We start from the raw sequence: 18,397 nt of genomic DNA on the forward strand, positions 1-18,397 counted from the left end.
TTTTAATTTTTTTGACAAAAATAGTTAATTGTATATGAATTGTTGCTAATTTGCTCTTTCATTTAATCAAATAAAAAAGATGAAAAAACAACTTGATGCGGTGAAGGAATTTCATACTGCTTTTAAAATAGGACATAGCGAAACGCCAGTAGCTGATTTGGGTGCAACCAAAAAGCTGTTGCGATTTAATTTGATGAAAGAAGAAAATGAAGAATATCTCGAAGCGGTTCAGAATAATGATTTGGTTGAAATTGCTGATGCTTTGGGTGATATGATGTATATTTTATGCGGAACTATTATCGAACACGGTTTGCAAGATAAAATTGAAGCTGTTTTTGACGAAATCCAACGCAGTAATATGAGTAAGTTAGGCGAAGATGGTCAGCCTATTTACCGTGAAGATGGAAAAGTAATGAAAGGCCCGAATTATTTTAAGCCCGATTTTTCGAAACTGTTGTAAAAGAAAAACACCTGAGAGGTTTTGAAACCTGTCAGGTGTAATAGTATAGATTAACTTTTATTTATTGCACTTTTACTGTCCAGCCAAAAGTATCTTCAGATAATTTATTTTGAAGGCTAGTTAGTTTTTCTTTCAAAAGAGCAGCGTATGAATTCTCAACAGGAGTCATTTCATAATATACATCCTGATAAGAGAAACCTTTAATTACGCTAATTACAGCCGCTGTTCCAGCTCCAAAAATTTCTTTCAAAGAACCATTTTTAGCTGCTTCAACTAATTCAGAAACTAAAACCGGACGAACTTCTACATTTAATCCTTCTTTTTCTGCCATTGCAATCAAACTTTTTCGGGTGATACCATCTAAAATTCTTTCACTCGTTGGCGCAGTTAATAAAGTATCATTTATTCTGAAGAAAACGTTCATTGTTCCAGCTTCTTCTAATTTTGTATGCGTTGCATCATCTGTCCAGATAACTTGCTGGAAACCTTCTTTGTTAGCCAAATTTGTTGGGTAAAATTGTGCAGCGTAGTTTCCTGCCGCTTTTGCAGCACCAATTCCGCCATTTGCAGCTCTACTGTAATGTTCGGCAATAATTACTTTTACTTCACCAGCATAATACGATTGTGCAGGAGAAAGTAAAATCATAAATTTATATTCGTCAGAAGGATTAGCTACAACACCAGCTCCAGTTGCAATCATAAAAGGACGAATGTACATACTGCTTCCGTTTCCTTTTTGAATCCAGTCTTTGTCTAATTTCAATAACTCATTTAAACCATCCATAAAAATAGCTTCAGGAACCTCTGGCATGGCCATACGGGTTGCTGAACTGTTGAAACGTTTGTGGTTTTCATCAGGTCTGAACAACCAGACATCATTATTGTCATCTTTATAAGCTTTCATTCCTTCAAAAATAGCTTGTCCGTAATGGAAGACTTTTGAAGAAGGATCCATCAAAATAGGAGCATAAGGCTTAATGACAGGAGATTGCCATTGCCCGTTTTTGTAATCACATTCGAATAAATGGTCTGTAAAAACAGCACCAAAGCTTAAGTTATCAAAATCTACTTCGTTTATTTTTGTCGAAGTGGCTTTGATGATTTCAATTTTGCTTGTTTGAGTTGTACTCATAATAATGTAAGGTTTTATTGTAATTTTCAATCTGAAAGAAAAAATCTAACGTCATGATTTGGTGTAAAATAGAATTTATTGAATGCAAAATTAAGTAAAAATATGTAATTTACTTACTAAAACTGCATTAATTCTGCCGTTTGACTGAGATTTATTTATCTTATAATAAACTTAAAAATTTAGCACATTTTTATAAAGAATTTATGAAAAAACTGTCGTTTTTTAAGGCTTTACGCATTTGTTTTGATTAAATTTGACTTCTGTTTTGGTCTTAAAACCAATCATATCTCATTATTAATTTCGAAAAAGTGAAAAGAGAAATAATTAAAACGCTAGATGGTTCAACAACAATTCATTTGCACGAATGGGATGAATGTTATCACTCTAAGCACGGTGCTATACAAGAAGCAAAACATGTTTTTATCAAAAACGGGCTTTCGCTGTTCGAAAATAATCCAGTGACCATTCTGGAAATTGGTTTCGGAACGGGTCTGAATGCTTTTATTACTTTTTTAGAATCAAATAAAAAAAATCAAACAATAGATTATGTTGGAGTAGAAGCGTATCCGGTCGCTGCCGAAGAAGTGCTGCAGATGAATTATGTAGAAGAATTGGAAGCATTGGAATTTGATAACATTTTTGAGAAAATGCATAAATGTGAATGGAACATTAAAACTGAAATTAGCGCCTCGTTTTCGTTAACCAAAAGGAAACAATTTTTTGATGAAATAGACGATTTTGAAACTTTTGATTTGATTTACTTTGATGCCTTCGGATTTCGTGTGCAGCCGGAGCTGTGGAGTACTGAAATTTTTAGAAAAATGTACAATAGTTTAAAACCAAATGGTGTTTTAGTAACCTACGCTGCGCGTGGAGTTGTCAAAAGAAGTATGATCGAAGTTGGCTTTACTGTCGAAAAACTGGCAGGGCCTCCAGGTAAGCGAGAGATGTTCAGGGCAACGAAAAAGGCTTAAAATCACTTATTTAGAATTATTCTATATTGATTTATAAATATTAAGAAAACGGTTTCGTTGCTAAAATTTTCAAAAAAAATAGTTAAAAGTAATTGTTATATGTGTTATTTGTTTACTTTTACTGCGAGTTTAAAAATAAAGATAAACCCCAAAATCTTATTTTATTATGTCAAAAATGATGTTTGATTACACGAAATCAATACTTGAGAGAGTAAGTTTCGACCCGGTGCTTTTCTGCAAAGAGCTAGAAAAAGCTATCAAAACGCTATTACCATACGAAATGGAACAATTGCAAGAATGGTTATTAAATTTCATTGTTGAAAAACCAGAACTAGAATCAAGTTTACTACTGATAAAAGTATAAGAAAAGGAGCCAATTGGCTCCTTTTTTATTTCTATTTCTTTTGTAGTGGACTAATTATCTGTACATTTTGAAAAACAATTGCACCCTTTACAACTCCTGCAATTGTAGAACGAAGTGCGTCGATAATTTGCATTTTTAATTCGCTTTTCGGGTAAATCAAACTTACCTCACGAGCTGGTTTTGGTTCCTTAAAGTTGCGTAGTTTCAGTTTGTCGGATTCTTTCAAATCTAAGGTGTGCAAGTACGGAAGTAATGTTGTGCCCAAACCTTCATCGGCTAATTTTATAAGGGTTTCAAAACTACCGCTTTGAATCTGAAAATTATTTTGTTCGACATCAGAACCATTTTTGCATAAATTCAGAATTCCATCTCTAAAACAATGACCGTCCTGCAAAAGTAAGATTTCATTCAAATTCAAATCCGAAACTTCAATTTCTTCTTTCTGAAAATTAGCATGGTGTTCCGGTATATAAGCCACAAAAGGCTCAAAATACAAAACAATCTCTTTTATTTTTTCATCTTCCAAAGGCGTTGCCGCAATGGCAGCATCCAGATGACCGTTTTTCAATTTTACAATAATTTCATCGGTATTCAGCTCTTCGATTAAAAGCTTCACTTTTGGATATTTATTTATAAAATTGCTCAAAAACATTGGTAAAAGAGTTGGCATAATGGTTGGAATAATTCCTAAACGAAATTCGCCACCAATAAAACCTTTTTGCTGTTCTACAATATCTTTGATTCTATCGGCTTCATTAACAATATTTTTGGCCTGATTTACAATTTTTTGACCAATATCGGTAAGCTGAATAGGTTTTTTTGTTCTGTCGAAAATCAAAATATTAAGTTCTTCCTCGATTTTCTGGATTTGCATACTTAATGTGGGTTGAGTCACAAAACATTTCTCAGCAGCAAGTGTGAAATTTTTATGTTCGGCAACCGCTAATACATATTGTAATTGAGTAATAGTCATTTTGATAGTATTTTTTGATGCAAAAATAATAAAATATAATTTTTGTTTATCATTAATTTTAAAAACTTACCTTAAATTTGTAGTAACATACTGTAAAAATGAAAAAGATGAAAACGAATATTTTAGGATTACCTGTTAAAGAGTCAGAATTATTAGTGAAAGAATTAAATGTTTTGTTAGCCAATTTTCAGGTTTACTATCAAAATTTAAGAGGAATTCATTGGAATATTAGAGGGAAGCGTTTCTTTGATCTGCATGTGAAATTCGAAGAATTATATACTGATTCACAACTTAAAATAGATATGATAGCCGAAAGAGTTTTGACAATTGGCGGAACACCATTGCATACTTTTGAAGATTATATCAAAAACAACAAATTGACAGTTGGTAAAAATATCTCAAACGATGAAAAAGCAGTGCAATTGATTGTTCATTCCTTATCTGATTTGTTAAAAATTGAAAGGAATATTTTGAACAAATCTGGAGAAATAAACGACGAAGGAACCAATTCGATGATGAGCGATTTTATAGCAGAGCAGGAAAAAACCATCTGGATGATGAATGCCTGGCTTGAGGAAGAATTGTAAAAGGCTATTTTTGAAAACGTTAAAAAAACAGAATGATATTCGAATATCATTCTGTTTTTTATTTATGTTAAATTTGTATAAAAATTTCAGGTCAATGCTTTGATTTTAGTTGTTAAATTCTATTTTTGTTCAAATGAAGTTAATCGCTCGCATATTATTATTTTTATTCGTTGCTTTCTTATCTACTCCAGCTATTGTGACGACGATTAAGAAGAGCAGCAATACTTCTATGTTTTTTAGTTGCTCCGAGGAGGAATTAGGACATAAGGAACTTAAAGCGGCGGTTTATCCTTCTATTTTTGAACACGAATTGGTTCTGCCTGTTTACACAGAATCAAAATTAATTGTTTCTGAAAATATTGTAAAACTTGACAATATTTCTCCGAGCATTTTTGCTCCTCCACCCAACTTGGTATAATACTTCCGATTATTTTTTAATAAACTACATTTGTGTAAATGCAGTTTAAATTCTTCACGAATAATTTTTTTAGTATTATATTATGTCAAAAAAAATCAATCTTTTTGCTAACCTTAAATCTGATTTTGCTTCAGGTTTGGTAGTTTTCTTGGTAGCTCTTCCATTGTGTTTAGGTATTGCAATGGCCTCAGGAGCGCCTTTATTTTCTGGAATTATTGCTGGTGTTGTGGGCGGAATAATTGTAGGTTATTTAAGTCAGTCACATATTAGTGTTTCAGGACCGGCGGCTGGTCTAACAGCTATTGTTTTAACAGCAATAACAAGTTTTGGTGCTTTTGATGTGTTTTTAATGTCTGTTTTTATTGCAGGACTAATTCAATTAGTATTAGGATTTTTAAAAGCCGGAAGTATTTCAAACTATTTTCCTACCAATGTTATTGAGGGAATGTTAGCGGGTATCGGGATTATCATCATCTTAAAACAATTGCCTCATGCTTTTGGTTATGATGCTGATTTTGAAGGTGATCAGGCGTTTATTCAGCATGACGGGAGTAATACTTTTTCGTTTTTATTTGATGCCATCAATCATGTTCAATTAGGGGCGGTAGTGGTGTCTGTAGTTTCACTTATTATCTTAATTGCCTGGGATAAAGTACCTTTTTTAAAGAAATTAAAATTGGTGCCAGGAGCCTTAATTGCGGTTATTGCAGGTGTCGTTTTAAACGAAGTTTTTATATCATCAGGTAGCTCATTGGCAATTGCAAAAGATCATTTGGTTTCATTGCCAGTTCCAAAATCTTTTGATGATTTTAAATCTATTTTGATTTTACCAAACTTTGCCTCAGTTACAAACCCACAGGTTTGGGTGGTTGGGGTTACAATTGCCATTGTAGCTTCTATCGAGACTTTATTATGTATCGAAGCCGCTGATAGAATGGATGTTCAAAAACGTTATACCAATACCAATATTGAGCTTAAAGCGCAAGGGCTAGGTAATGTAGTAAGTTCTTTATTAGGTGGTTTACCCATGACATCTGTTGTGGTGAGATCATCTGCAAATAATAATGCTGGAGCAAAATCTAAGATGTCAACCATTATACATGGCGTACTTTTATTGATTAGTGTTTTAGCAATTCCGACAATTCTAAACAAAATCCCATTGGCAACTTTGGCAACTGTATTAATTTTAGTTGGATATAAATTGGCTAAGCCGGCAACTTTTATTCATTTTTGGGAAAAAGGAAAATATCAGTTTGTTCCTTTTATTGCCACTTTAGTATTTGTAGTGGCTACAGACTTGCTTAAAGGTGTTGCACTTGGAATTATCATCAGTATTATTTTTGTTTTAAGAGGAAATTTAAAAAGAGCTTATATTTTTAAAGTAGAAGAATACGAAGACGGAGATATCATTCATATCGATTTGGCTCAGGAAGTTTCATTTTTGAATAAAGCAGCCATTAAACAAACATTGAGTGAAATACCTGAAAATTCAAAAGTAATTATCAGTGCACACGATACGGAATATATTGCCCATGATGTGCTCGATTTGATTAAAGAGTTTAAAGAAACACGTGCTATTGACGAAAATATTAAGGTAAAACTTAAAGGTTTTAAAGAAGCATACGAGTTAGAAAATACTCCTGACAAAGACAATCACGTTTCGATAGAACATTATTATGATGTTGCCAAAAGACAAATGATTAAAAAGGAAGCAAAAGAAGACTTTAAAGCCAACTAAATTATATATTAATTAAGGTTTTTCCAGAGCAAACAAGTATCAAAATTTAGGTAACTTTACAATCAAAAACATTTTGATAGCTCTATTAAAAAATAAAATACCATTTAAAAACAATACATTATTATGAAAGAGTTTTATAAGCAGTTATTAGATAACAATAAAGAATGGGTTGAAAAATCATTAGCAAAAGACCCAAATTATTTCGCAGATTTAGCAAAAGGACAAACACCACCTGTATTATGGATTGGATGTTCGGATAGCCGTGTTCCTGCAAATGAAATTATCGGTGCTAAACCTGGTGAAGTATTCGTTCATAGAAATATAGCCAACATGGTCGTGCATTCAGACATGAATATGTTGAGCGTTTTAGATTATGCCGTAAACGTATTGAAAGTAAAGCACGTTATTGTTTGCGGACATTACGGTTGTGGTGGTGTAAAAGCAGCGATGGGTAATATGTCGGTAGGGATTATCGATAACTGGATTCGTCATATTAAAGATGAATACCGTTTACATGATAAATATCTAAATGCTATCGAAGATGAAACAGAGCGTTTTAATGCTTTTGTAGAAATCAATGCTAAAGAGCAGGTTTACAATTTAGCTAAAACTTCTATCGTGCAGGGAGCCTGGAAAAATGGTCAGGATTTAATGCTTCATGGATGGGTTTATGGTTTAAATTCAGGTTTTGTAACCGATTTGAATGTAAATATCAGTTCGAATTCTGAACTCGACGAAGTTTATCAGCTAAACAATCTATAAAAAGAAAAATCGCCTCACAAGGGCGATTTTTTTTATTCATTTTCATCTAAATTTTCATTAAATGCTGATGGCAGCATGGTTGGGATAAACTTGATTAATATAGGTAATAATAAGCTTCCTCCCGGAAGTAAAAATATAGTAAGTGACGGAATCGTTTTGCAAATATCCAAAAGTTGTTTTTTTACTTTTTTCTTTTCTTTGGCATCCAGATCTCTATGAGTCGAATGTGCCAGTAAAATCATGAGTTCCTTACTCTGAACAATTTCTTTTACCAATCTGTTTTTATTTCGGGTAATCAATTTTACAACACTAGCCGTCATCTGGTCATAAAAATGTTTTACCGGATTCGAGTAATTAAAATACGGAATCTTTTTTTTATGAGTTGTAATAAAACTATTGGTAGTAGTGATACTATTGGTTACAAAATCATCTGGAACGGCCATCATCGAACCTAAAGAATATAAAAAGTATGCCTCTTCATTTTCTACAACACCATCACTCCATAAAGCCATTCCAGCCATGTCGATTAAATAATATTGCTCCAGTTTATTGCCAAAATAATCCAAATCTAAGGTTTCTAAAGTATCAACCGTAACTTTCGAAAATTTAGAATAACGTACAGATGCTTCAAAAAGTTTATTCAGTAAATCATCGTGCTGTGATTTTACTGTTTTAGTTTTTAAAGCCAAACCTACGATACCCAGTACAGCCTCTTCAATTCGTTTTAAATATTTCTCAGGAATTTCGCCATGCTGTAAATATTGTCTAAATGCCAAAACATCAATAAACAACAAAGCATTAGTAACCAGATGCGAAAAGTTTTTGCTAATAATACTATCGTTCGTTTGTACTCTTTGGTCAATTATGTTTTCTAAAGAAAGCGAAGGAGTGTCTTTTGGAAGTAAAATTTTAAATAAATTAAAGCCTTCCGGATTCATTTCTTTATAAAACTTCAAAACTTCATGAATGAAATTATCAGATTCAGAACTTCTTTTTTCTAAACAAAAAACACCATAAAGGGTATTTAGTAAAGCTACTTTAGAAATTTCCGTTTTAAACCAGCCCTTTATCGAAATTGGAACTTGCGAATCTATAGAGATGATATGCCCATAGATAAAACCGGTTTCTCTGACTTTATAATAAAAGGTGTCAGCAGTTTCAAAAGGAATCACTTCTGAAATCTTTTGTTCGCTAAAAAACTTATCTATCCAACCTGCTGCTGATGGGTTAATCATTACTTTTATTTGAAGTTACAAAGCTATATTTTTTTCTGGTTCAAAAATTAATTTAAAATTAAATAACCACTAGATTTTGTGAAAAAAAATAGTGGTTATATATTTTAGGTAGTAAAGAAAAGTATAAAACTATATTCTGGCTTTTTTATTTTGTTCGCAAAGCGAAATAATCTCTGTAATTCTGTTGTTTCGGGTTTCTTCTCTTTTGGCCTGATTGAGCCAATAAAGGTATCCTTTTTTATATGACGGGCTAAATTTCTGATAGTTTTCAAAAGCTATTACATTCGAATTGAATGCCAATTGAAGGTCTTCAGGAATAAGCAAATCATCAACAGAGTCTAAGGAGTTCCAGGAACCGTTTTGTTTAGCAATTTCAATTTTAGCGAAACCGCTTTCATGCATCAAATTTGCAGCAATTAGTTTTTCGATATGGGTTTTATTGAGTTTGCTCCAGACGCTTTTGTCTTTTCTGGGAGAATAAAACTGTTTTCGGGAATCTTCATCTATTTTTCGAACGGTTGAATCAATCCAGCCATAGCAAAGCGCTACCTGAACAGCTTCTTCCCAGCGCATACTTTCACTTATACTGCTTACTTTGTAAAAAAGCAAATGAACACCTTTTGAACAATGATGATTTTCATGTAGCCAGGCACGCCATTCCTGAGCATTTTTAAAATATAAATATTCCTGATCTTCCAAAAAAAAACTATTATTTGATAATTCCGGAACAAGCTACTCTGGCTCCTGCATTTCCTGCTGGTTGCGAAACAAAATCATCAGCACCCTGATGAACAATTAGTCCTTTACCTAAAATGTTTTTGGTCTCATCATCGCCGCCAATTGCCCATTCGTCTGTTGTAAGGGTAATGGTTCCGTTCCCATTTGCATCAGCAGTAAAGTTTCCGATATCACCTCTGTGATATTCGCCAACACCCCATTTTCCGTGTTTTTTAAAGGTAGGATTCCAGTGTCCTCCAGCCGAACTTCCGTCTGCAGCAGTACAATCTGATTTTTCATGTATGTGAATCGCATGTACCCCAGGCTCTAAACCTGCCATCTTAGCAACAAAAGTTACTTTACCGTTTTTCTCTGTAAAGGTTGCTGTTCCGGTCACGGTACTATTGCTTTTTGGCTCTAATGTAATAGTTAAGGTTTTGGCATCTGCCGATTTTGTATTTGTTTTACAACCAATGATTAAGGCTGTAATTATAGCGAAAGAAACGACAATTTTTTTCATGTTATGAGGCTTTAAAATTTAATAAGTAGTAAATTTAACATAAAATAGCGAGAAAGTTTCTTGTCAAAAGTTAAAAAAATCTCAAACTATTGATTGTAATTTAAGAGTGCTTTGAGATAAGAAGATAATATTATTGCGTAATTTCGTAAAAATTCAATAAAAAGAAGGTTTTGAAATTTGTTTTAAAAATAATTTAATTAAATATATTAATATGGTAAAGAGAGTTTTAATTTTAGTTTTTCTGGGTGTTGCATTGACTTCGTGTGGTGTTTTTAAATGTAATAAAGAGGACAGTACAGCAAAAAACGGTGTAAGTAAACTGGAAGGGAATTGGGAACTTAATTATATTACTGGTCCGAGAATCGCATTTGATGGTTTGTATCCTAATAAAAAACCGGCAATTAATTTTGATATAAAAGAAAATCATGTTTCAGGGAATAATGGCTGTAATTCTTTTTCTGGAAAATTAAATGTTGATGGAAACAAAATAAATTTTACAGACCAGGCAATGGCAATGACTAAAATGGCCTGTATGGATGGTCAGGGTGAACAGGTTTTTATGAGTACTTTGCAAAAAATCACGACTTATGCCATTTCTGACGATGGTAAAACGTTGACATTTATTTCTGATGATATAGCCATGATGCGATTTGTCAGGAAATAATTTTTCATTTTAAGGAGAATAGATTTATTTAAAACCTTTAAAAGATGTAATTTATGAAAACAAAATGGTCAATTTTACTAGTGTTAGTTTGTTTTTTGAACTTTCAGGGTTATGCTCAGGAAAAAAAATCTAAGAAAGAACTAAAGGCAGAGGCCAAACTCAATAAAGAAAAGGAAATTGCAGCTTTGATTGATGCTAAAAATTTTGTTTTCGATGCCGAAAGAGTGATGCCGCAAGGCTACAGAACCATTAATATAGACTATAATACCTATTTCCTAAAGTTTACCGAAGAGAAAGTAGAAGCAGATTTACCTTTTTTCGGACGTGCTTTTAATGTAGCTTATGGTTCAAGCGATGGTGGGATGAAGTTTGAGGGTAAGCCTGAAGATATAATTATTGAGAAAAAGAAAAAGTATTACGAAATTAAGGCAACCGTAAAAGGCAAGGAAGATGTTTATTCAATCCTGATGTCGGTTTATTTTGAAGGTGGAACAACACTTACCATTAACAGTAATAAAAGAGCCTCAATATCTTACGATGGAAATAGTAGAGCGCCAAAGACAGATGCAGTAAAATAATGATTAGGATATAACAAGAATAATATTATTTTTGTTATGTCCTTTTTTTAATTTTAATATGCAAAAAATTACTCTTTTAAAGATAATAGAAAAATATCATTTGGCGATGGTATTTTTTTTGTGTCCATTTTTAAACTTTGCCCAGGATTTAGAACCGAGAGTTTACGCAAACGTTCCTACAAAACTTAACGTAGCAGCCTTGACTTACGGTTATCTCGAAGGAAACATTCTTACGGATCCGTCATTACCTATAAAGGATTTTGAAATTTCAAGTCATAATGTGGCTGCAAGTTATGTGAGAACCTTTGGCTTAGCCAATAAATTAGCGAGAGTTCAGGTTACGCTCCCTTTTACATTTATGGATGGTTCTCAGACGAAAACTTCAGGAGAGGTTTTAACGGGTTCGCGAACAGGTTTTGGCGACACAAGAGTTCGGTTTGGAATAAATTTATTAGGATCGCCAGCCATTGATAAAAAGGATTTTAATAAGTTTGAACAGAATACTATTCTGGGAGTCAGTTTAGTAACGTCTATTCCGACAGGAAGATATTATGATGAAAAACTCATTAATATCGGAACCAATCGTTGGGCTTTTAAGCCAGAAGTTGGGCTTTCGAAAAGATTTAATCATATCTATGCAGAAATTTATACAGGAGTTTGGTTTTATACTAATAATAATCATTATTTAGTAAATAAAAAATTAGAACAAAAGCCAGCTTATAGCTTACAAAGTCACGCAAGTTATTATTTTAAAAATAGCATGTGGATTGGTTTTAATGCCAATTGGTTTGTGGGCGGAAAAACCATTACCGAGGGCGTTTCAGATGATAGCCAAATCGATAACTGGCGGGTAGGAGGTACGTTTTCGCTACCAATTGCAAAAGCACAATCTTTAAAATTTCAATACCATATAGGTGCTTTTACCAACAACGGATTGAATTATAATGCCGGAACCGTAACCTATCAAAATTCCTTTTTTTAATTTATTTTTCATTCGTAATTATTTATTCGGTAAATTCGTATAGAATTATTGTTAATCGTTTAATAAATAGTGTCTTATGAGAAAAATTAGCGTTATCTTCATCGTGGCTATTGCCTCATTATCATCTTATGCACAATCTTCTTTTAAAGAAGATGTAGATGTTGTACAAAGTATTTATGGAAAATCTAAAAGTGATTTGGTAAAAGAATATATGAATTTACCGGAAACACAATTCGCTGCTTTTACAAAAGTGTATGACAATTACGAAACCGAACGTAAAGAATTAGGTCAGACAAAATTCCAACTTATTAATGATTATGCGGCCAATTACAATACCCTGACAGATGAAAAAGCTGACGAATTGGCCAAAGCAACCTTAAAAAATAATTTGGCTTACGAAAAACTTTATACCAAAACGTATGGTCAGGTAAAAAAAATAATTGGAGCAATAAATGCCGCTAAGTTTATTCAATTGGAAGTTTATTTGCAAACTACTATTCGTAGCGAAATTCAAAATTCAATTCCGTTTATTGGAGAATTAGATAAGTCTAAAGTTAAAATGTAACATTAGATTTCTGTAATAAAAAAGGACAATTATTTTGAAATAATTGTCCTTTTTTATGTCTGGTTAGAAAATCGTTTACTTTTCAGTTTTCACTTCATAAATAGCATTCACTAATCCATTACGAGTAGTGTCTAATGGCAGTTCCCAAAACATGATTCCACCTAACTTCTTAGATTTTACATAGTCGGTTTTGGCTTTTATAGAAGCAATATCATCTCCTGTTGCAAATGTTTTAGTACTTTCGTTGTACCAGTAAGGTGCTTTTGCTTTGTCATCCCAAAAATATTTCCAGCCATTTGCTTCAGTATAAGTTGTAGCAAAATTTTTAAACGAAACACCTTCAATGTGCTGTCCGGATTGGTACAAACCATTATTTATATTTTCTACATTTTTCCAGGTTCTGGTATAAAATGCTCCTCCAATAACTAATTTTTCTGCTGGAATTCCTAATTTTAATAAATACGTTACTGCTTTATCGACTGATTCCTCTGTTGGAGTAGTGCTGAATAAAGGCGTATGATGTCCTGTAACCTTAGAATAGCCATTTACCAAATCATAACTCATAATATTAACTCGATTTACCAATGGCATGATTTTTTTCCATTCTACAGATTCATCTAAATATTTTTGAAAACCTCCAGCCGCAAAACTTAATTCGTATTTTTTACCCAAAGTAGAACGCAAAATTTTGATTAATTCGGTAAAATTCGTTTTATCAGCAAGCTGGAATAAATGTCCCGGAAGGCCCTCGATAGTTGGATATTCCCAATCCAGATCTAAACCGTCAACTTTAAAATAATCACTTACTTCTTTTACAGATTTTGCAAAAGTCAATCTGCCTTCAGCTGTTGAAAATGCAGCAGAACAAGGTTCGCAGCCACCCCAGCCACCAAGCGAAAGTAAAATTTTAAGTTGTGGATTTTTAGCTTTTAAAGAAACTAAATGTTTGATTGTTGTGGAATCTTTAGGAGAATCAACGCTTAGTTTCCCGTCTTTTAAATGGCAAAAACTAAAGATGATTTGATTTAATTTGGATACTTCATATTCGTTTATCATTTTGTCATCGCCTGTATAATAAGCAATAATGTCAAAGTTTTTGTTTTTCTGTGCAAAAATTGTCGTGGTACAACAGCACAATAGCAGAAAAGCTATTAAGTTAATTTTTTTCATTTCGTAGTTTTTTGTGTTTTATGGAATGCTAAATATAAAACATTAGAATATAAAAATCGCTATAGAATATGTAGTAGAAATGCAATTTTAATAAAGATTTGTGAAATGATAATACAAAAAAACGTAGAGGCGCACAGCAGTGCGTCTCCTCTCTGTTTAGACGCACAGCAGTGCGTCTCTACAATATGATTTAAAATTAAAAAATAAACCCGCACTGTTTCGGACAAGTGCGGGTTTAAACAAATTAAAAGCTAAAAACTATTGTGTTATTAGAAGCAGTATTCGTTTTCTGCCACTAATTTATTGGTAATTGTTTCTCTCAATGCCACAACATTTGGCAAGTTGGTGTATTTTGTAAAACGTTTTAATCCCATTAACATCATACGTTGTTCGTCACCTTCGGCAAAAGAAGCGATTCCTTCTTTTCCTCTTAAGTTTACGATATCTACTGCTTTGTATAAGTATAATTTTGCCATAGCAATTTGCTCTTGTACTTTAGCCTCACCTTGATTTTTGGCTAATTTTTCCGTTCTTAAAATAGTACTTTCTGCCATGTAGATTTCGATTAGGATATCAGAAGCAGCCATTAATAACTGTTGGTGAGAATCTAAATCTGGTCCGTATTTTTGAACAGCGCTACCAGCAACCATCAAGAAAACTTTCTTAAGATTAGCGATAATTCCTTTTTCTTCAGCAAATAATTCAGAGAAATCTGGAGTATCAAAAGAAGGAATTCCCATCAATTCTTCCTGAACTTTCATGGCTGGTCCAAGTAAATCAACATGACCTTTCATAGCCTTTTTGATTAACATTCCCACAGAAAGCATTCTGTTGATTTCGTTTGTTCCTTCGTAGATTCTAGCGATACGGGCATCTCTCCAGGCACTTTCCATTGGAGTATCTTCTGAGAATCCCATTCCACCAAAAACCTGAATTCCTTCGTCAGCACAATTTTGTACGTCTTCAGAAACCGCAACTTTCAGGATAGAACATTCGATAGCATATTCTTCAACCCCTTTTAATTCTGCTTCCTGGTGAGTAGCACCTTCCGCTTCACGAGCAGCAATTCTGTCTTCGATGTCTTTTGCAGCTCTGTATGATGCACTTTCACCAGCATAACAGCTGGTAGCCATTTCAGCTAATTTTGAACGGATAGCGCCAAAAGATGAAATTGCAGTATTAAACTGAATTCTTTCATTTGAATATTTTACTGCTCCGGTAGTTACTCTACGTTGTGCATCCAAACAAGCTGCAGCCAGTTTAATACGGCCAACGTTCAAAGCATTCATAGCAATTTTGAAACCGTTTCCTCTTTCAGACAACATGTTTTCAACAGGAACTTTTGTATCGTTGAAGAAAACCTGACGCGTAGAAGAAGCACGGATTCCTAATTTATGCTCTTCCTCATTCATAGAAATTCCGTTTGAAGGATCGTTTTCTACGATGAAACCTGTAATATTTTTGTCATCACCAATACGGGCAAAAACGATGAAAACGCTACAGAAACCTGCATTCGAAATCCACATTTTTTGTCCTGTAATTAAATAATGCGTTCCATCTTCTGATAAAACTGCTTTTGTTTTTCCAGAGTTGGCATCAGAACCAGCACCTGGCTCTGTCAAGCAATAAGCTCCGAACCATTCTCCTGAAGCTAATTTAGGAACGTATTTTTTCTTTTGTTCTTCAGAACCATAAAGTGTAATTGGCATAGTACCAATTCCTGTATGCGCTCCAAAAGCAGTAGAGAAAGAACCTGTTGCTCCGGAAATATAATCGCAAACCAACATAGTTGATACGAATCCCATTCCTAATCCACCGTATTCTTCAGGAACTGCAACTCCAAGAAGTCCTAATTCACCCGCTTTACGCATAGAAGATTCTGTGTAAGCGTAGTCTTTTTTCTCAAAACGATCTTTATGTGCCCATAATTCTTTGTCAACGAATTCTTTTACAGAATCACGCATCATTAACTGCTCTTCCGAGAAATCTTCTGGTGTAAAGATATCTTCACATTTTGTTTCTTTAACTAAAAACTGACCACCACGGGTTACGTTTTTTTCGATTGTATCTGCCATTTTTTATTTTTTTAGAGAAAAGAAAATAGAATATAGAAAATAGATTTTTGACTGAACTTATTTTAGTCCGTTTTGAAAACCCATTGTCATTCTTTGGAATTCTTCTATTTTAATTTCTAATTGGTTAAATTGTGTTTCGTTTATATATTTTCTATGCGTTGCAATCAATAATTGTGTAATGAGTTCAAATGAAGATCCAAGAGAAACGTCTAAGAAATGGCTGAAAGATTTATCTGTTCTGGATGAACCTTCAGCAATATTACTAGGCATTGAAACAGAACATCTGCTTATTTGAGAACTTAGATCATATCTTTCATGTTTCGGAAAGTCTAATAGTAAATCTGAGATATCATTGGCAATTGAAATTCCAATCTGCCAAATCTTCAAATTCTTATAATTATGTCTCATCTCAATCTAAAGTCTTTATTCTATTCTCTATATTCTATTTTCTCTTTCTATAAAACTTCGTAAATCCCCGCAGAACCCTGTCCAGTTCCCACACACATGCTCACAATTCCGTATTTGTTACCTCTGCGTTTCATCTCATCAAATAACTGAACAGAAAGTTTAGCTCCTGTACATCCCAGAGGGTGACCTAAAGCGATTGCTCCACCGTTTACGTTTACAATTTCTGGGTTTATATTTAACTCGCGAGTTACTGCTAAAGCTTGTGAAGCAAAAGCCTCGTTTAATTCAATTAACTCAATATCGTTCAATGTTAAACCAGCTTGTTTCAACGCTTTCGGAATTGCTTTTACAGGACCGATACCCATAATTCTTGGCTCAACACCAGAAGAAGCAAAATTTACTAATCTGGCGATTGGTTCAAGATTTAATTCTTTAACCATGTCTTCGCTCATGATTAAAACAAAAGCAGCACCATCACTCATTTGTGATGAGTTACCTGCTGTTACACTTCCGTCAGCAGCAAAAACGGGTCTTAATCCAGATAAAGCAGCAACAGATGTTCCCGCTCTTGGACCTTCGTCTTGTTTTACAACGTATGATTTAGTTTCTTTTTTACCATTTTCATTGATGAAAGTCTGCTCAACAGTAATCGGAACGATTTGCTTGTCAAATTTCCCTTCAGCTTGTGCTTTCAAAGCTTTCATATGTGAGTTGTATGCAAACTCATCCTGATCTTCTCTTGATATTTTGTATTGGTTGGCAACCGCTTCTGCAGTTAAACCCATTCCCCAATAGTAATCTTCGTGACCTGCCGCAGCAACTTTATAATCCGGAGTTGGTTTGTAACCTCCCATCGGAATAAAACTCATGCTTTCAGCTCCACCAGCGATGATACAATCTGCCATTCCTGATTGAATTTTAGCAGTTGCCATTCCGATAGTTTCTAGTCCAGATGCGCAATAACGGTTCACCGTAACACCAGGAACATCTTCTACCTTTAATCCCATCAAAGAGATCAAACGTCCAACATTAAGCCCTTGTTCTGCTTCTGGCATGGCGTTTCCTACCATCACGTCATCGATACGTTTTTTATCAAAATCAGGCAACTCATCCATCATAAACTGAATGGTTTCTGCTGCTAATTCATCAGGTCTTTTAAATCTAAAAACCCCTTTTGGTGCTTTTCCTACTGCGGTTCTATATGCTTTTACTATGTAAGCTGTTTTCATAATTCTTAATTGTTTTTGATATTTTTATAGGTCGCTCCTAAGGAGCTAAATTGCCGTTTAAATTATATTTTCTACAAACAGTTTGCCTCTACGAGGCTATTATTAAAGTCCATGGCCATTTCATCTCTTCTAAACCTGCCTCGAAGAAGCAATTTTTATAGAATTAAATCATTATGTTTCCAAGAAGTTAAATTGCCATTTAAATCATGGTTTTCAACAAACAGTTAATCTCTGCGAGATTATTTAGACACATATATAAATTTTTATTTCTACTAAAACTTGCCTCGGAGAGGCAAACTGTTTGTAGCATTAATTTAGGTATGTGATATAAGCTCCTTAGGAGCGACCTGTTATTAACAATCTGTATGTTATTCAATCCAATCAAACAAATATTTCTCTTCGTAATCAATTTCAAATTTTTCTAAAAATGAAAGATACTCTTCTTTAAATGTCTGTTTCTTATGGTTTTCTTCCTGATTTAAAATGTATTTAATCACATTCTCTAAATGACTTTTGGAATAAGAGAAAGCTCCATATCCTTCCTGCCAATTAAACTTCATGTTAATCCATTTGCTGTCATTAATAAATTTCGAAGAACCTGCTTTAATATCTCTAACCAAATCTGATATTGAAAGGTTTGGTTTCATTCCGACCAAAATATGAACGTGATCTGGCATAGCGAAAATGGCTAATAATTTTTGTCCTCTATTTGAAATAATACCTGTAATAAATTTGTGCAGTTCTTCACGATTCTCTTTTTTAATTAAATTTTCTCTGCCTTTTACAGCAAAAACGATTTGAATATAAATTTGCGAATACGTATTTGCCATAATTCATTTTTAAACA

21 protein-coding genes are annotated in these 18,397 nt (G+C 33.5%); 11 read left to right on the forward strand and 10 right to left on the reverse strand.

What is annotated here, in order from left to right; translation table 11 throughout:
* The first annotated feature begins 79 nt into the window (after positions 1-79).
* Positions 80-460 carry a pyrophosphohydrolase domain-containing protein gene (locus GON26_RS17365; protein WP_160376038.1) on the forward strand — a complete coding sequence of 127 codons (381 nt, stop codon included), beginning with the start codon at positions 80-82 and terminating at the stop codon, positions 458-460.
* A 61-nt stretch (positions 461-521) separates the two neighbouring features.
* On the opposite strand, the gene GON26_RS17370 is transcribed toward GON26_RS17365, so the two are convergent.
* The gene (locus GON26_RS17370) at positions 522-1,592 is read right to left on the reverse strand and encodes a branched-chain amino acid aminotransferase (protein WP_160376039.1); all 1,071 of its coding nucleotides are present in this window, start codon (positions 1,590-1,592) and stop codon (positions 522-524) included.
* Between the two features lie 308 nt (positions 1,593-1,900).
* Here GON26_RS17370 and mnmD point away from each other — a divergent pair, with 308 nt between their 5' ends.
* On the forward strand, positions 1,901-2,566 hold the full coding sequence (gene mnmD / locus GON26_RS17375) for a tRNA (5-methylaminomethyl-2-thiouridine)(34)-methyltransferase MnmD (protein WP_160376040.1): 666 nt from the start codon (positions 1,901-1,903) through the stop codon (positions 2,564-2,566).
* Between the two features lie 166 nt (positions 2,567-2,732).
* Complete coding sequence (locus GON26_RS21695; RefSeq protein ID WP_160376041.1) at positions 2,733-2,930, forward strand: hypothetical protein; 198 nt, start codon at positions 2,733-2,735, stop codon at positions 2,928-2,930.
* A gap of 31 nt (positions 2,931-2,961) precedes the next feature.
* Here GON26_RS21695 and GON26_RS17385 read toward each other — a convergent pair whose 3' ends face one another.
* On the reverse strand, positions 2,962-3,903 hold the full coding sequence (locus GON26_RS17385; RefSeq protein ID WP_160376042.1) for a LysR substrate-binding domain-containing protein: 942 nt from the start codon (positions 3,901-3,903) through the stop codon (positions 2,962-2,964).
* A 107-nt stretch (positions 3,904-4,010) separates the two neighbouring features.
* On the opposite strand from GON26_RS17385, the gene GON26_RS17390 reads away from it, so the two are divergent.
* The 4 genes from GON26_RS17390 to can all read left to right on the forward strand — a co-directional run bounded on the left by GON26_RS17390 (position 4,011) and on the right by can (position 7,408).
* The gene (locus GON26_RS17390; RefSeq protein ID WP_160376043.1) at positions 4,011-4,490 is read left to right on the forward strand and encodes a Dps family protein; all 480 of its coding nucleotides are present in this window, start codon (positions 4,011-4,013) and stop codon (positions 4,488-4,490) included.
* Between the two features lie 133 nt (positions 4,491-4,623).
* Positions 4,624-4,908 (forward strand): hypothetical protein, encoded by a 285-nt coding sequence (locus GON26_RS17395; RefSeq protein ID WP_160376044.1) that lies wholly within the window; start codon positions 4,624-4,626, stop codon positions 4,906-4,908.
* A gap of 82 nt (positions 4,909-4,990) precedes the next feature.
* The gene (locus GON26_RS17400; protein ID WP_160376045.1) at positions 4,991-6,646 is read left to right on the forward strand and encodes a SulP family inorganic anion transporter; all 1,656 of its coding nucleotides are present in this window, start codon (positions 4,991-4,993) and stop codon (positions 6,644-6,646) included.
* A gap of 123 nt (positions 6,647-6,769) precedes the next feature.
* Positions 6,770-7,408, forward strand: coding sequence for a carbonate dehydratase (gene can / locus GON26_RS17405; RefSeq protein ID WP_160376046.1), 639 nt, complete (start codon positions 6,770-6,772; stop codon positions 7,406-7,408).
* Between the two features lie 32 nt (positions 7,409-7,440).
* Here can and GON26_RS17410 read toward each other — a convergent pair whose 3' ends face one another.
* The 3 genes from GON26_RS17410 to GON26_RS17420 all read right to left on the reverse strand — a co-directional run bounded on the left by GON26_RS17410 (position 7,441) and on the right by GON26_RS17420 (position 9,880).
* The gene (locus tag GON26_RS17410; protein ID WP_160376047.1) at positions 7,441-8,643 is read right to left on the reverse strand and encodes an LETM1-related biofilm-associated protein; all 1,203 of its coding nucleotides are present in this window, start codon (positions 8,641-8,643) and stop codon (positions 7,441-7,443) included.
* 129 nt (positions 8,644-8,772) lie between these two features.
* Positions 8,773-9,342, reverse strand: a complete 570-nt coding sequence (locus tag GON26_RS17415) for a YdeI/OmpD-associated family protein (RefSeq protein WP_160376048.1) — start codon at positions 9,340-9,342, stop codon at positions 8,773-8,775.
* Between the two features lie 10 nt (positions 9,343-9,352).
* Positions 9,353-9,880, reverse strand: coding sequence for a superoxide dismutase family protein (locus tag GON26_RS17420; protein WP_160376049.1), 528 nt, complete (start codon positions 9,878-9,880; stop codon positions 9,353-9,355).
* 211 nt (positions 9,881-10,091) lie between these two features.
* Here GON26_RS17420 and GON26_RS17425 point away from each other — a divergent pair, with 211 nt between their 5' ends.
* The 4 genes from GON26_RS17425 (at position 10,092) to GON26_RS17440 (ending at position 12,669) form a co-directional block, all read left to right on the forward strand.
* Positions 10,092-10,544 carry an META domain-containing protein gene (locus tag GON26_RS17425; RefSeq protein WP_160376050.1) on the forward strand — a complete coding sequence of 151 codons (453 nt, stop codon included), beginning with the start codon at positions 10,092-10,094 and terminating at the stop codon, positions 10,542-10,544.
* A 53-nt stretch (positions 10,545-10,597) separates the two neighbouring features.
* Positions 10,598-11,122 carry a DUF4251 domain-containing protein gene (locus GON26_RS17430; RefSeq protein WP_160376051.1) on the forward strand — a complete coding sequence of 175 codons (525 nt, stop codon included), beginning with the start codon at positions 10,598-10,600 and terminating at the stop codon, positions 11,120-11,122.
* A gap of 58 nt (positions 11,123-11,180) precedes the next feature.
* Entirely contained in the window at positions 11,181-12,104 is a 924-nt protein-coding gene (locus GON26_RS17435) for a transporter (RefSeq protein ID WP_230407964.1), read from the forward strand.
* Between the two features lie 76 nt (positions 12,105-12,180).
* A complete protein-coding gene (locus tag GON26_RS17440) occupies positions 12,181-12,669 on the forward strand; it encodes a hypothetical protein (RefSeq protein ID WP_160376052.1) in 489 nt (162 codons plus the stop codon).
* A gap of 75 nt (positions 12,670-12,744) precedes the next feature.
* Here GON26_RS17440 and GON26_RS17445 read toward each other — a convergent pair whose 3' ends face one another.
* From GON26_RS17445 to tnpA, 5 genes are all read right to left on the reverse strand, one after another.
* The gene (locus tag GON26_RS17445) at positions 12,745-13,839 is read right to left on the reverse strand and encodes a glycoside hydrolase family 18 protein (RefSeq protein ID WP_160376053.1); all 1,095 of its coding nucleotides are present in this window, start codon (positions 13,837-13,839) and stop codon (positions 12,745-12,747) included.
* A 269-nt stretch (positions 13,840-14,108) separates the two neighbouring features.
* Positions 14,109-15,914: an acyl-CoA dehydrogenase family protein gene (locus GON26_RS17450; RefSeq protein ID WP_160376054.1), complete on the reverse strand. Its 1,806-nt coding sequence runs from the start codon at positions 15,912-15,914 to the stop codon at positions 14,109-14,111.
* A gap of 57 nt (positions 15,915-15,971) precedes the next feature.
* The gene (locus GON26_RS17455; RefSeq protein ID WP_202110894.1) at positions 15,972-16,322 is read right to left on the reverse strand and encodes a four helix bundle protein; all 351 of its coding nucleotides are present in this window, start codon (positions 16,320-16,322) and stop codon (positions 15,972-15,974) included.
* Between the two features lie 47 nt (positions 16,323-16,369).
* Positions 16,370-17,551 (reverse strand): thiolase family protein, encoded by a 1,182-nt coding sequence (locus GON26_RS17460; protein ID WP_160376055.1) that lies wholly within the window; start codon positions 17,549-17,551, stop codon positions 16,370-16,372.
* A 368-nt stretch (positions 17,552-17,919) separates the two neighbouring features.
* Positions 17,920-18,381, reverse strand: coding sequence for an IS200/IS605 family transposase (gene tnpA / locus GON26_RS17465; RefSeq protein ID WP_160376056.1), 462 nt, complete (start codon positions 18,379-18,381; stop codon positions 17,920-17,922).
* Positions 18,382-18,397: the final 16 nt, after the last annotated feature.

It is taken from the genome of Flavobacterium hydrocarbonoxydans, assembly GCF_009789235.1.
GTDB classification, from domain to species: domain Bacteria; phylum Bacteroidota; class Bacteroidia; order Flavobacteriales; family Flavobacteriaceae; genus Flavobacterium; species Flavobacterium hydrocarbonoxydans.

What these genes read in the sequence shown, in the direction of transcription:
- GON26_RS17365 (WP_160376038.1), top strand. Translation starts at nt 80, where the DNA reads ATGAAAAAACAACTTGATGCGGTGAAGGAATTTCATACTGCTTTTAAA.
- GON26_RS17370 (WP_160376039.1), bottom strand. Translation starts at nt 1,592, where the DNA reads ATGAGTACAACTCAAACAAGCAAAATTGAAATCATCAAAGCCACTTCG.
- GON26_RS21695 (WP_160376041.1), top strand. Translation starts at nt 2,733, where the DNA reads ATGTCAAAAATGATGTTTGATTACACGAAATCAATACTTGAGAGAGTA.
- GON26_RS17385 (WP_160376042.1), bottom strand. Translation starts at nt 3,903, where the DNA reads ATGACTATTACTCAATTACAATATGTATTAGCGGTTGCCGAACATAAA.
- GON26_RS17390 (WP_160376043.1), top strand. Translation starts at nt 4,011, where the DNA reads ATGAAAACGAATATTTTAGGATTACCTGTTAAAGAGTCAGAATTATTA.
- GON26_RS17395 (WP_160376044.1), top strand. Translation starts at nt 4,624, where the DNA reads ATGAAGTTAATCGCTCGCATATTATTATTTTTATTCGTTGCTTTCTTA.
- GON26_RS17400 (WP_160376045.1), top strand. Translation starts at nt 4,991, where the DNA reads ATGTCAAAAAAAATCAATCTTTTTGCTAACCTTAAATCTGATTTTGCT.
- can (WP_160376046.1), top strand. Translation starts at nt 6,770, where the DNA reads ATGAAAGAGTTTTATAAGCAGTTATTAGATAACAATAAAGAATGGGTT.
- GON26_RS17410 (WP_160376047.1), bottom strand. Translation starts at nt 8,643, where the DNA reads ATGATTAACCCATCAGCAGCAGGTTGGATAGATAAGTTTTTTAGCGAA.
- GON26_RS17420 (WP_160376049.1), bottom strand. Translation starts at nt 9,880, where the DNA reads ATGAAAAAAATTGTCGTTTCTTTCGCTATAATTACAGCCTTAATCATT.
- GON26_RS17425 (WP_160376050.1), top strand. Translation starts at nt 10,092, where the DNA reads ATGGTAAAGAGAGTTTTAATTTTAGTTTTTCTGGGTGTTGCATTGACT.
- GON26_RS17430 (WP_160376051.1), top strand. Translation starts at nt 10,598, where the DNA reads ATGAAAACAAAATGGTCAATTTTACTAGTGTTAGTTTGTTTTTTGAAC.
- GON26_RS17435 (WP_230407964.1), top strand. Translation starts at nt 11,181, where the DNA reads ATGCAAAAAATTACTCTTTTAAAGATAATAGAAAAATATCATTTGGCG.
- GON26_RS17440 (WP_160376052.1), top strand. Translation starts at nt 12,181, where the DNA reads ATGAGAAAAATTAGCGTTATCTTCATCGTGGCTATTGCCTCATTATCA.
- GON26_RS17445 (WP_160376053.1), bottom strand. Translation starts at nt 13,839, where the DNA reads ATGAAAAAAATTAACTTAATAGCTTTTCTGCTATTGTGCTGTTGTACC.
- GON26_RS17450 (WP_160376054.1), bottom strand. Translation starts at nt 15,914, where the DNA reads ATGGCAGATACAATCGAAAAAAACGTAACCCGTGGTGGTCAGTTTTTA.
- GON26_RS17455 (WP_202110894.1), bottom strand. Translation starts at nt 16,322, where the DNA reads ATGAGACATAATTATAAGAATTTGAAGATTTGGCAGATTGGAATTTCA.
- GON26_RS17460 (WP_160376055.1), bottom strand. Translation starts at nt 17,551, where the DNA reads ATGAAAACAGCTTACATAGTAAAAGCATATAGAACCGCAGTAGGAAAA.
- tnpA (WP_160376056.1), bottom strand. Translation starts at nt 18,381, where the DNA reads ATGGCAAATACGTATTCGCAAATTTATATTCAAATCGTTTTTGCTGTA.